Genomic DNA, 12,540 nt, shown 5'->3' with positions numbered 1-12,540 from the left:
AACACGGGCGAAGATGTCCGTCCGATCGGGAATGCGTAACGTGCGAGGGAGCGCCATGGATATGCGTCCGCAGCCCTTCGAACCCCCGGCACCGCTTCCGCGGACCGTGCCGCCGTCCCGGCTGGAAATCATCCGTACGGTCCTGCGCAACCCGCTCGAACTGTGGGGCGAGCCGTCCTACACGCTTCCCTGGATCGAGACGCGCTTCTTTCGCGAACACACGCTGATCGTCAACGACCCCGGCCTGATAAAGCACGTACTGGTCGACAACGCCCAGAACTATCGCATGGGGGACGTGCGCCAGCTGGTTCTGCGCCCGATCCTGCGTGATGGTCTGTTGACGGCGGAAGGGGCCGTCTGGAAACGTTCGCGCAAGGCGGTGGCGCCGATCTTCACGCCCCGCCACGCTCGCGGCTTCGCCGGCCAGATGCTGCGCCAGTCCGAACTTTATGCTGCGAAGTATGCGGACGCGGGCGAAAACGGCACGGTCTTCGACGTCGCCAACGACATGACCGAGCTGACATTCGCCATTCTCGCAGACACGCTCTTTTCCGGCGAGATCGTCTCTTCCAGCGGAAGCTTTGCCGACGACGTCAACGCGCTGCTGCATCGAATGGGTCGGGTCGATCCGTTCGATCTCTTGAAGGCGCCCTCCTGGGTGCCGCGCCTGACGCGGATCGGCGGCCAGAAAGTTCTGGAGAAATTCCGGTCGATTGTCCGCAATACCATGAACCTCCGGCTGGAGCGCATGCGTGCCGCCCCCGACGCGGTGCCGCGAGATTTCCTCACGTTGCTGTTGCAGCAGGCGGGCCCCGACGGGCTTGCTAGCGAAGAGATCGAGGACAACATCCTGACGTTCATCGGCGCCGGCCATGAGACGACGGCCCGCGCACTTGCCTGGACGCTCTATTGCGTGGCCAACGTGCCGCATGCGCGCGCGGCTATGGAGGAGGAAATCGATCGGGTGCTGGCGTCCGGCGCAGAGCCCGTCGAATGGCTGGAGCTGATGCCCTGGACACGTGCCGCCTTCGAGGAGGCGCTTCGGCTTTATCCGCCGGCCCCCTCGATCAATCGTGCTGCGATCGCGGCGGATCGCTGGACCAGCCCGGGCGGCGAAACCGTCGAGATCCCGGCAGGGATCACCGTTCTCATCATGCCCTGGACCCTGCATCGCCACGAACTCTACTGGGACAAGCCGCGCGCCTTCATCCCCGAGCGCTTCCTGCCGGAAAACCGCGATGGCATCGACCGCTTCCAGTTCCTTCCCTTCGGTGCCGGTCCGCGCATCTGCATCGGCGCCACCTTTGCGCTTCAGGAAGCCGTGATCGCGCTGGCGGTGCTGATGAGCCGCTATCGCTTCGACCTGACGCCGCAGACCCGGCCCTGGCCGCTGCAGCGTCTGACGACCCAGCCGGCCGGGGGGCTCCCCATGACGGTCACCGCCCGCGCCGCCTGAAATGTCGCCCGTCGATCGCTTCGATCGGCGTGGCGGCGAAGCGACACGTGCCGGCCCCTTCTCGATGCATCCCGTCGCATGCGGGGCTGTGGCAATCCCGGCCAAGATGCAATAACACCTTCGGCAACCTTATCTGGCGTGTCTGCAGGGGCACGCAGCACTCCGGATGGATCACGTGGCGGACCATTTGTTACTCGGCATCGACACCGGCGGAACCTATACCGATGCGGTCCTCTTTAGCGAAGCGAGCGGCGTCGTGGCGAAGGCCAAGGCGCTGACGACACGGCACGACCTGGTGGTCGGCATAGCAGGCGCGGTGGAGGCGGTGCTCGACCAGGCAAAGGCGCCCGTCTCCGCCATCAGCCTCGTATCGCTATCGACGACGCTTGCCACCAATGCGCTCGTAGAGGGGCAGGGCGGGCGCGCCGGTCTGGTCATGATCGGATTCGGGCCGGAGGACCTAAAGCGCGACGGGCTCGGCGAGGCGCTCGGCAACGACCCGGTCCTGTTCCTGCCCGGCGGCCACAACGTGCATGGACACGAGACCCCGCTGGACATGGCTGCACTCGATGCAGCGTTGCCGGATCTGGCGCAGAGCATTTCATCCTTCGCGGTGGCCGGATACTTCGCCGTGCGCAATCCCGCCCACGAGCAGCGCGTGCGCGACCGGATCCGGGAGGTCTCGCATCTGCCCGTGACCTGCAGCCACGAACTTTCCTCCAAGCTCGGCGGTCCGCGGCGGGCACTGACCACGTTGCTGAATGCGCGGCTGGTTTCGATGATCGACCGGCTCATCGGGGCCTGCGAGGGCTATCTGGACCGGCGCGGCATCCATGTGCCGATGATGGTCGTGCGCGGCGACGGCGCGCTGATTTCGGCGGCCGAGGCGAGCCTGCGGCCGATCGAGACGATCCTCTCCGGGCCGGCGGCGAGCCTTGTCGGCGCCCGCCACCTGACCGGTATGGACGACGCAGTGGTCTCCGACATTGGCGGTACGACCACCGACGTGGCGATACTGGACAAGGGGCGCCCGCGGCTCGACGCCGAGGGGGCGGTGGTCGGGGGCTACCGCACCATGGTCGAGGCGGTCGCCATGCGGACCTACGGCCTCGGCGGCGATTCCGAAGTGCGCATCAACGACCGCGGCCTGACCGCTCGGCTCGATCTCGGCCCGCGGCGCTTCCTGCCCCTCAGCCTTGCGTCCACGCTTCACGGCGACGTCGTTCGCACTGCGCTGGAACGACAGCTCCGGGCATCGCATGTCGGGCGATACGACGGTCGCTTTGCCGTGCGCACCGGCCTGCCGGACAACCTTGCAAGCGGCCTGCAGTCGCAGGAGCAGGCGCTCTACGACCGCATCACCGGCGTGCCCCTGCCGCTGGACCAGCTTCTTGCCAGCACATTGCAGAAGGCGACCCTTGACCGGCTCGTCGGTCGCGGTCTCGTGCATATCAGCGCCATTACGCCATCGGACGCCATGCATGTCCTCGGGCGGCAGGACCAATGGGACCGCGAGGCAGCCCGGCTCGGGCTCGAGTTGGCGGCACGGGCGAAGGACGGGTCAGGCAGGCCCATTGCGGATTCGGCCGAACGGTTGGCGCGCATGATCGTCGACCGGCTGACGCGGCAGTCCTGCGACGCCATCATGGGCGCTTGCCTGGCCGAGGACGGGGTAGGCGCGATTGACCCGGCAGAATCTCTACCCGTCGACCGCGCCCTGCTGCGTCGGCCGGGGATCGTCCAGTTCCGCATCCATCTCGATCGCCCGCTGATCGGCCTCGGCGCTTCCGCGCCGGTCTACTATCCGGCCATCGCGAACATGCTCGACACCGAGCAGGCCATCCCGTTCGACGCCGACGTGGCCAACGCGATCGGTGCTGTCGTCGGCCAGGTGCGCGCAAGTGCGACCGTCTTCGTCACGGTGCCGGAAGAGGGCATCTTCATCGTCGGCGGATCGGGCGAAAGCGTGCGGCTGCTGGCGGAGGAAGAGGCCTTCTCGCTGGCGCGCGAACGCGCGATCGGCGCGGCCCTGCATGCGGCGCACCTCAGCGGTGCCGATGAACCCGCCGTGACCCTGGCCGAATTGATCGAGGCGCCGGAAATCGAGGGCCAGAGAAAGCTGGTGGAAGCGCGCTTCACCGCGACGGCGACGGGGCGCCCAAGGATCGCTATCGATCAATAGCCGGCGATTTGTTCTCTGGCGGAATAAATTCTTTGTACCATTGCTGAATTGACTGGCAATGAAAGCTTGCAGAAAGTGGCAGCATCACGGACCTGAACGTCCTCGCAGCCGCGGAGCGCATCACGATGAATTACACCGAGAAGAACGGGCTTTCCTACGACAACGAGTTGCTGGAGTTCCTCGTCAGGGAAGCCCTGCCAGGCACCGGCGTCGATGCCGATGCTTATTTCGCAGCCTTTGCTTCGATCGTCACGGAGCTTGCGCCAGAGAACCGCGCCCTTCTGGAAAAGCGTGACGGGCTGCAGGCGAAGCTGGACGATTGGTACAAGAAGAACGGTGCCCCGACAGACCTTGCTGTCTATGAAGCCTATCTGCGCGAGATCGGTTACATCGTACCCGAAGGCTCGGACTTCGCCGTGACCACCGCAAATGTCGATCCCGAGATCTCCACGGTTGCGGGACCGCAGCTCGTCGTTCCCGTCATGAATGCCCGATACGCTCTGAATGCGGCGAACGCCCGCTGGGGCTCGCTCTACGATGCGCTTTACGGAACCGACGCCATTGCGGAGGACGACGGTGCTGCGCGCGGCAAGGGGTACAATCCCAAGCGCGGTGAAAAGGTGATCGCCTGGGTACGCGGTTTCCTCGACGACAGCGTGCCGCTGGCCGGGGCACTGTGGAGCGAGGCGAGGTCTTTCGGCGTCAAGAACGGTGCGCTACAGGTTGTCGTAACCGATGGCGAGGTGTTGGGCCTGAAGACACCAGAGAAATTCGTCGGCTATCTTGGCGAGGCTGCGGCGCCGAACGCGATCCTGCTCCGCAACAACGGCCTTCACATCGAGATCGTCATCGATCCCACGACCGAGATCGGCGGGAGCGATGCCGCGCATGTCTCGGATGTCCGCATCGAGGCGGCGCTGACCACGATCATGGACTGCGAGGATTCGGTTGCGGCGGTCGACGCGGCCGACAAGGTCGTCGTCTACCGGAACTGGCTGGGCCTCATGAAGGCGGACCTGGAAGAGCAGGTCGAGAAGGCGGGCAAGACCTTCACCCGCAAGCTCCATGCCGATGCGTCCTACACCGCGCCGGACGGCTCGACCATCACCTTGCCCGGCCGCTCGCTGATGCTGGTGCGCAATGTCGGCCACCTCATGACCAATCCGGCGATCCTCGACGCAGACGGGAACGAAGTCCCCGAGGGCATCATGGATGCGCTGGTCACCGCGCTGATCGCGCTGCACGACGTCGGCCCGGCCGGTCGCCGCAAGAATTCGCGAGCCGGCTCGATCTATATCGTCAAGCCGAAGATGCACGGCCCGGAAGAAGTCGCCTTTGCCAGCAGGATCTTCGAACGCGTCGAAGGCGCGCTCGGCATGGCGCCGAACACGATCAAGATGGGCATCATGGACGAGGAGCGGCGCACGACCGTCAACCTCAAGGAGGCAATCAGGGCTGCGAAGGAACGGGTCTTCTTCATCAACACCGGCTTCCTCGACCGGACCGGTGACGAGATTCATACCTCGATGGAGGCCGGCCCGATGATCCGCAAGGGCGACATGAAACAGTCCGCCTGGATCGGCGCCTACGAAAACGCCAACGTCGATATTGGTCTGGAATGCGGCCTTTCCGGCCATGCGCAGATCGGCAAGGGCATGTGGGCGATGCCGGACCTTATGGCGGCGATGCTCGAGCAGAAGATCGGCCACCCGAAAGCCGGCGCCAACACCGCCTGGGTGCCGTCGCCGACGGCGGCGACGCTGCATGCGACGCACTACCACAGAGTCTCGGTGGCCGCCCTGCAGGCAGCGCTGAAAAGCCGCCCCCGCGCCAAGCTCGCCGATATCCTGTCGGTACCGGTCGCGACGCGCCCGAACTGGACGGCTGAGGAGATCCAGAAGGAGCTCGACAACAATGCCCAGGGCATCCTCGGCTATGTCGTGCGCTGGGTCGATCAGGGCGTCGGCTGCTCCAAGGTTCCGGACATCAACAATGTCGGCCTGATGGAAGACAGGGCCACCCTGCGCATCTCCGCCCAGCATATGGCGAACTGGCTGCACCATGGTGTGGTGACGCAGGCGCAGATCGTCGAGACCATGAAGCGGATGGCCGCAATCGTCGACGCCCAGAACGCCGGCGACCCGCTCTATACGCCGATGGCGACGGACTTCGACGGCTCCATCGCGTTCCAGGCGGCTTGCGAGCTGGTGCTGAAGGGACGCGAGCAGCCGAACGGCTATACCGAACCGGTCCTGCATCGCCGCCGTCGCGAACTCAAGGCTGCCCGCGCCGCGCGCTGATCGGCATTCTGGTCGCCGGCCTGAGCGCGCCTCCATCGCCGGGCCGAGCTTCACCCTGCCGCCATCAAACAAGAAAGCCGCCGGGAGACCGGCGGCTTTCTTCGTCTTTGCGAGTGGCTTGAAGCTTACTGCTGGACGACGACGCGCGCGCCCTTGCCGGGACGAACCCGCGAATAAAGGTCGATGATGTCCTGGTTCATCAGGCGGATGCAGCCCGAGGAGGCAGCCGTACCGATGGAGCTCCATTCCGGCGTGCCGTGCAGGCGGAACAGCGTGTCCTGCCCCTTGGCGTTGAAGAGGTAGAGGGCGCGGGCGCCGAGCGGGTTCGTCAGGCCCGGCTGCATGCCTTCTTTCACATACTTCGCCACTTCAGGTTTGCGCTGGGCCATTTCTTCCGGCGGATGCCACATCGGCCATTCCTGCTTCCAGGCGATATAGGCCTCGCCTTCCCATGCGAAGCCCTGCTTGCCGACACCGATGCCGTAACGGACGGCCTTGCCGCCGGGCAGCACGAAATAGAGGAAGCGGGTCGGTGTGTTGACCACGATCGTGCCCGGCTTCTCGTCGGTCTTATAATCGACAATCTGGCGGTGATACTTCGGATCGACCCGCTGGATCGGAATGGCCGGCAGCGCGTAGCCGTGGTCCTCGACCGGGCCGTATTCGGAGGTGAAGATCTGGTTGGTGGCCACCTTCTCGCCGATGATCGGCGTGGACGTGGGAACGGAAGAACAACCGGCAAGCGTCGCGGACGCTGCAAGGCCGCATAGAAAAAGGGCAGTGCGGAGGCGCATCTAATTCTCTTCGACTCGGGAGGTGGCGTGCCGGTCATTCCGGACGTCTGCAACCACGTTTATTTTCGTTGGCGGCCTCATTGCAAGGGCGTCGGCCGCTCTGCGCGGTTGCGCAGGAGCAAAAAGGCGACGGCTTGCTTTTTTGCAACATTTCCCGATGCCGCAGGCGGTTGCGGTTCCTTTTCTGGAAAGCTGATAAGATGGCGCGACCGCGTCCACCTGGAGATTCGACGATGACGATCCTGTCGCTGCACAATGACAATCCGCTCCTCGACGGACGGCAGTCGGAGCGCGCCATGATGGTGCGGCGCGGCGTGCAACGCCTGTTCAGCGAACTCAGCCACGCGGTGCTGGCCGAGCTGACACTGGCGAGCGGCAGGCGGGCCGACCTGATCAGCCTTTCGCCGAAGGGCGAAATCTGGATCGTCGAGATCAAGACGTCGATCGAGGATTTCCGCGTCGACAGGAAGTGGCCCGACTATCGGCTGCACTGCGACCGGCTCTTCTTCGCCACGCACAGGGGCGTTCCGCTGGACATTTTTCCGGAAGACTGCGGTCTCGTCGTCTCCGACGGCTACGGCGCCCACATCCTGCGCGAGGCGCCCGAACACAGGCTTGCGCCGCCGACCCGGAAGTCCGTCACCTTTTCCTTCGCACGGGTTGCGGCAGGGCGCCTGCTTCAGGCCGAGTTGCTGACAGGCAAGGCGGGAGAGGGCTCGGAGATGGCCGCCATCGTTTCCGGCGACCGCGATTGATTTCGCCGCGCGTGTATCGCTGGAAGCATGTCGGGGAAAGTGCGCAGCGGTTTTGCGACACCAGCATGCGCGAGAACAAGACCCAAGCAGGCAATGGCGCCGCCTGCCGGCTTGCAGCTTCGGGAATGTCTCTTACTTCGGTGCCCGCTTGGCCAGGATGCGCTGAAGCGTGCGCCTGTGCATGTTGAGCCGGCGCGCCGTCTCCGAGACGTTGCGCTCGCACATCTCGTAGACCCGCTGGATATGCTCCCATCGCACCCGGTCCGCCGACATCGGGTTTTCGGGCAGCTCCGCCTTTTCGCCGGGCTTCTGCGTCAGCGCGGCGAAGATGTCGTCGGCGTCCGCCGGCTTGGCCAGATAGTCCACGGCTCCGAGTTTGACGGCGTTCACCGCCGTTGCGATGTTGCCGTATCCCGTGAGCATGATGATGCGGGTGTCGTCGCGGCGCTGCCTGATGGCCGCGATCACGTCGAGGCCGCTGCCGTCGCCGAGGCGCAGATCGATGACGGCATATTTCGGTGGCGTGCCCTTGGCCTTTGCTATGCCTTCGGCCACCGACTCCGCGATGTCGACGACGAAGCCGCGTGCCTCCATCGCGCGCGCCAGACGGCGCAGGAACGGGCCGTCGTCATCGACGAGCAGAAGCGATGGATCCGCGCCGATGTAGTCGGCATCACTAAATCCGGGATCGGCTTGAGTGGCATCGGTCTTGTCGGACATCTTGCAATTCCGCGCTGTATTTCTTGCTTTCAGATGAAATTCTTATGACCGCTCCAAAGCGGCGGGTAAAGTCAATTCGCGAGATTGATGTCCATCCTATGCCGCGGCCATTCGACCTCCACCCGGGCGCCGGGCACGCCGTTCTGGCGGTTGCCGAAGGTCAGTCGCGCCCCGGAGCGTTCGAGCAGCGTCTTGGCGATGAACAGGCCGAGGCCCAGCCCGCCGGCGCGATCGTCGCGCTGCCGCTTCGTCACATAGGGCTCGCCGATCCGAAGCAGGATATCCGGCGCATAACCGTCTCCGTCGTCCTCGATCACGATCTTTACCCGGTCGGCGTTGTGGCTGGCGGTGACCCGAACCTCCGACCTCGCATGATCGACCGCGTTCTCCAGCAGGTTCCCAAGGCCATACAGTATCCCCGCATTGCGCTGGCCGATCGGTTCGCCGATGCGCTCGCTTTCCTCGTTCAGGGTGAGTTTGATGCCGAATTCGCGATGCGGTGCCATGACCTCTTCCAGCAGCGAGGAAAGTGGCAGATGGCGCATGTGCGCCTCGTCCTCGGCCGAGAGCGTCGTCAGCCGGCGAAGAATATCACGGCATCGCTCGCTCTGGCTGCGCAACAGCTGCACGTCCTCGCCGAAGCGGGGGTCCTTGCCGAGTTCGCGCTCCATTTCCTTGGCGACGACGCTGATGGTGGCCAGTGGAGTTCCTAGCTCGTGCGCCGCCGCCGCCGCCAGCCCATCCAGCTGGGACAGGTGCTTTTCGCGCTGGAGCACCAGTTCCGTCGCCGCGAGCGCATCCGAAAGCTCCGAGGCCTCCAGCGAAACGCGGTAGGAATAGAATGCGGCGAAACCGGTGGTGGAGCAGATGGCGAACCAGACCCCCGCGATCAGGATCGGCGGCATGACGAGGATCGAGCCCGAATACCACGGCAGTGGAAAGGGGGTGAAGGCGAGCGCGGTAATCCCTGCCACGGCAAGGATGCCGAGCGCCATGCTGTGCCGGATTGGCTGGGCCGACGACGAGATGATGACGGGCACGCAGATCAGCGGCGCAAAGGGGTTTGCCAGTCCGCCGGTGATGAAAAGCAGCGCCATCAGCTGGCTGAGGTCGAAGCCGAGCAGCACGAGCGAGGCGGCCGGCGTCAGCCGGTGGGCCGGCGGATACCGGAACGTCAGATAGAAATTCGCCGCCGCCAGGAGCGAGATCAGCACGCAGCAGGCAGCGAACGGCAAGGGGAAGCCGAGCCAGAACGCGACGACGATCACCGCGATGGATTGGCCAACCACCGCCAGCCACCTGAGCCGGATCAGCGTTTCCAGCCGGAGCTGCCGGCTGCGGCTGATCTCGCTGATGTCGTGGTACGTCGGTATGGTCTTTCCGGCCATCGGCATTTCCTGCTGCTAGCGTCTTGCGCGGGGACCGCGCACCTTTTCCCGGTTCGTCATGTACCACGCGGCTTTGCTCGTGTCGTCGGAGCGGCGTTGGCGGGATCCTCCGGCCAGGGGTGGCGCGGATAGCGGCCTCTCATTTCGGCGCGCACGTCCTTCCACGAGCCCGCCCAGAAGCCGGGGAGATCGCGCGTCGTCTGGATCGGCCGGTGCGCTGGCGAAAGAAGCTCGAGCAGCAGCGGCAATCGGCCGCCGGCGAGGGCGGGATGCGCGCGCAACCCGTACAGTTCCTGGACGCGGATCGGCAGCGTCGGCTCGGCCCCATCATAGCGGATCGGATGTCGCTGGCCCGTCGGGGCCTCGAAATGGGTGGGAACGAGCCGCTCCAGATCCCGCTGCAACGCGTAGGGGACCAGCGCCATCAGCCCTTCCGAAAGGCTTGCGGGCGTGACGTCGTCGAGCCCGCGCGTCTGCTCCTGGAAGGGCGTGAACCATTCGTCGAGGCGTGAGAGCAGCGCCTCGTCGCCCGTGTCCGGCCAGGGAGCGCCGACGCTGCGGTGAAGGAAGCCGATCCGCTCGCGCAGTTGGCCGCCAGACTTGGAAAACGGTAGCGCCTGCAGCCCCAGCATCTTCACGCCCTCGGCCAGGGCGCGTGCGGCATTCGCCCCTGTCGGCCGGGGCAGCGGCTTTTCCTCGAATATGATGGCGCCAAGGCGGGTGACCCGTCGCGCGCGCACCTGGCGGCTGGCGGGATCGAACAGGCACTGGTCCTCGCGCACGAAGCTGTCGGCCATTTCCGCCTCGACATCTGCCCGGCTCACCGCGGCGGCCGCGAGGACCCTATGCCTCCCCGCCTGGCCGGTCAGGTCAGCCACGACCAGCATCGGGCTTGCGGCAAGGCCTTCGGTCTCGGGAAGCTCCGCGCCCCGTCCGTTGGCCATGACGAACCGGCCGCTGCCGCCCCTTTGCAGCGCGATTCGGTCCGGGAAAGCGTGCATCAGAAGTGCGCCGGGGCGGGCGGTCGCCGACGCAGCCGTCCCTCCCGCTGCCGCTGCAATGCGGCCGGCCAGCCGGCGTGAGGCATCCGCCCGCTCGCCGCGCTCGCTTTTGAAGCGTCGCAGCCGCTCCTCGAGATCGATGGAAGGTCCGCCCAGCCCCTGCTCGGTCAGGAGCACCGCCAGCAGCGCCGCCTCCAGCGCGGCATCGTCCCGCGCGGCATGGATGACCATAGCCGCCAGCCGCGGCGGCAGCGCCAGGGAGCGCATCTTCCGTCCGGTTGCCGTGAGGCTGCCGGAGCCGTCGATCGCCCCGAGCAGGCGCAGCAGCGTGCGCGCCTCCTCGAGACTGGAAAGGGGCGGTTGGTCGATCAGCCCGAGGCTGGAAGGATCCGTCACGCCCCATTGCGCCAGGTCCAGCACGAAGCCGGAGAGGTCGCTGGCAAGGATCTGCGGCGGCGTGAAGGCGCGCAGCGCCGCCGTCTGCCCGGCATGCCATAGGCGAATGGCAATGCCGGGTTCGGTCCGGCCCGCGCGGCCGGCGCGCTGCTCTGCAGACGCGCGCGAGACCCGCACCGTCTCCAGCCGGGTGATGCCGGTGGGCGCCTCGAACACGGGAAGGCGCTGCAGGCCGCTGTCGATCACCACGCGCACCCCGTCGATGGTGATCGACGTCTCCGCGACAGAGGTGGCGAGCACAATCTTGCGTCGGCCCAGCGCCGTTGGACGGATGGCTTCGTCCTGCTCCCTTTGCGTCAGGTTGCCATAGAGTGGCACCAGTGCCGTATTCTCGTCGAAGCGCCCTTCGAGACGCTCCATCGTTCTGCGGATTTCGGCCTGCCCCGGAAGGAAGGCGAGGATGGAGCCGGTTTCCCCCGAATGGGCCTCGCGGATCGCACGCGCCATCGTGTCCTCGATCCGCTCACCTGCCGGACGGTCGGCGTAGCGAATATCGATGGGAAAGCTCCGTCCGGCGCTTTCAATCGCCGGCGCGTCCATCAGGCGTGAGACGCGGTCGACATCGAGGGTTGCCGACATCACCAGGATGCGCAGGTCCTCGCGCAGGGCCGACTGCGCGTCCAGCGCCAGCGCGAGCCCGAGATCGGCATCGAGCGACCGTTCGTGAAACTCGTCGAAGAGGACCGCAGCGATGCCGGAAAGTTCGGGATCCTCGATGATCATGCGCGCGAACACGCCCTCGGTCACGACCTCGATGCGCGTGCGCGCCGAGATCCGGCTTTCCAGCCGCATCCGGTAGCCGATGGTGTCTCCGACGTTCTCGCCGAGCAGTTCCGCCATCCGTCCGGCCGCCGCCCGCGCCGCCAGCCGGCGGGGCTCCAGCAGGATGATGCGGCCATTGCTGCCGCGCCACGGGGCATTCAGCAGGTGCAGCGGCACCAGCGTCGTCTTTCCGGCGCCGGGTGGGGCCGCCAGTATGGCGCGGTTGCCGTCCACAAGCGCCTGCGAAAGCTGCGGCAGCACCTCGCTGACCGGGAGCTTTGGCAATCCCCCTGGTGGAATGCGGGTCGCGCCGGTGAAGCTGGGCTCGCTCACTGCACGAGCCTCCTCGCATACGCACGTATAGGCATGCGGGCGATCTCGTTGCCATATCGTCGGGCAGCCATGCCGTCTCCGATGTTCACGTCTACTGGAGCTTCAATAGCCTGCTGTCCGGGTTGGCGAAAGCGTCCGCAGACCTGCCAGGGCGGGCGCGCCCTCCATGGTTGTCCTGGCTCCCATTTTGAAGCAAATTGCCATTCCTGATTGGTCTAAAAGGCACCCCTTTTGGCATGCCTGACAATTTTCCCTTTAAGATCAGACTGTTATGAGAAATATCATTTTTCCCAAAATTGGCTGTTGACTTGTTTTGTGTTGGGCCGTAGAAACCGCCTCACCAACGAGGGCGGCGGCGCTGCTGGCGACCGACGAACTCGCTCTAAGGTTCTT

At 65.6% G+C, this 12,540-nt stretch carries 8 protein-coding genes; 4 read left to right on the top strand and 4 right to left on the bottom strand.

The features are described from left to right. Positions 1-55 precede the first annotated feature (55 nt). The 3 genes from CRO48_RS06605 (at position 56) to CRO48_RS06595 (ending at position 5,938) form a co-directional block, all read left to right on the top strand. On the top strand, positions 56-1,456 hold the full coding sequence (locus CRO48_RS06605) for a cytochrome P450 (RefSeq protein WP_097137549.1): 1,401 nt from the start codon (positions 56-58) through the stop codon (positions 1,454-1,456). Between the two features lie 175 nt (positions 1,457-1,631). Further along, entirely contained in the window at positions 1,632-3,638 is a 2,007-nt protein-coding gene (locus CRO48_RS06600) for a hydantoinase/oxoprolinase N-terminal domain-containing protein (RefSeq protein WP_097138020.1), read from the top strand. A 125-nt stretch (positions 3,639-3,763) separates the two neighbouring features. Further along, positions 3,764-5,938, top strand: coding sequence for a malate synthase G (locus tag CRO48_RS06595; protein ID WP_097137547.1), 2,175 nt, complete (start codon positions 3,764-3,766; stop codon positions 5,936-5,938). Positions 5,939-6,063: 125 nt separating this feature from the next. Here CRO48_RS06595 and CRO48_RS06590 read toward each other — a convergent pair whose 3' ends face one another. Further along, positions 6,064-6,732 (bottom strand): L,D-transpeptidase, encoded by a 669-nt coding sequence (locus CRO48_RS06590; RefSeq protein WP_097137545.1) that lies wholly within the window; start codon positions 6,730-6,732, stop codon positions 6,064-6,066. A 233-nt stretch (positions 6,733-6,965) separates the two neighbouring features. On the opposite strand from CRO48_RS06590, the gene CRO48_RS06585 reads away from it, so the two are divergent. Further along, a complete protein-coding gene (locus CRO48_RS06585; protein ID WP_097137543.1) occupies positions 6,966-7,487 on the top strand; it encodes an MmcB family DNA repair protein in 522 nt (173 codons plus the stop codon). A 132-nt stretch (positions 7,488-7,619) separates the two neighbouring features. On the opposite strand, the gene CRO48_RS06580 is transcribed toward CRO48_RS06585, so the two are convergent. The 3 genes from CRO48_RS06580 to hrpB form a co-directional block, all read right to left on the bottom strand. Then, a complete protein-coding gene (locus CRO48_RS06580; protein WP_097137541.1) occupies positions 7,620-8,207 on the bottom strand; it encodes an ActR/PrrA/RegA family redox response regulator transcription factor in 588 nt (195 codons plus the stop codon). Positions 8,208-8,278: 71 nt separating this feature from the next. Further along, positions 8,279-9,595, bottom strand: coding sequence for an ActS/PrrB/RegB family redox-sensitive histidine kinase (locus CRO48_RS06575; RefSeq protein ID WP_097137539.1), 1,317 nt, complete (start codon positions 9,593-9,595; stop codon positions 8,279-8,281). Between the two features lie 56 nt (positions 9,596-9,651). Beyond that, on the bottom strand, positions 9,652-12,114 hold the full coding sequence (hrpB, locus tag CRO48_RS06570; protein ID WP_097138019.1) for an ATP-dependent helicase HrpB: 2,463 nt from the start codon (positions 12,112-12,114) through the stop codon (positions 9,652-9,654). Between the last annotated feature and the right edge of the window lie 426 nt (positions 12,115-12,540).

The organism is Rhizobium subbaraonis, from assembly GCF_900220975.1.
In the GTDB taxonomy this organism is placed as follows: Bacteria; Pseudomonadota; Alphaproteobacteria; order Rhizobiales; family Rhizobiaceae; genus Mycoplana; species Mycoplana subbaraonis.
This window is presented reverse-complemented; position numbering and strand designations above follow the sequence as displayed.

What these genes read in the sequence shown, in the direction of transcription:
- CRO48_RS06575 (WP_097137539.1), bottom strand. Translation starts at nt 9,595, where the DNA reads ATGGCCGGAAAGACCATACCGACGTACCACGACATCAGCGAGATCAGC.
- CRO48_RS06585 (WP_097137543.1), top strand. Translation starts at nt 6,966, where the DNA reads ATGACGATCCTGTCGCTGCACAATGACAATCCGCTCCTCGACGGACGG.
- CRO48_RS06580 (WP_097137541.1), bottom strand. Translation starts at nt 8,207, where the DNA reads ATGTCCGACAAGACCGATGCCACTCAAGCCGATCCCGGATTTAGTGAT.
- CRO48_RS06590 (WP_097137545.1), bottom strand. Translation starts at nt 6,732, where the DNA reads ATGCGCCTCCGCACTGCCCTTTTTCTATGCGGCCTTGCAGCGTCCGCG.
- CRO48_RS06605 (WP_097137549.1), top strand. Translation starts at nt 56, where the DNA reads ATGGATATGCGTCCGCAGCCCTTCGAACCCCCGGCACCGCTTCCGCGG.
- CRO48_RS06595 (WP_097137547.1), top strand. Translation starts at nt 3,764, where the DNA reads ATGAATTACACCGAGAAGAACGGGCTTTCCTACGACAACGAGTTGCTG.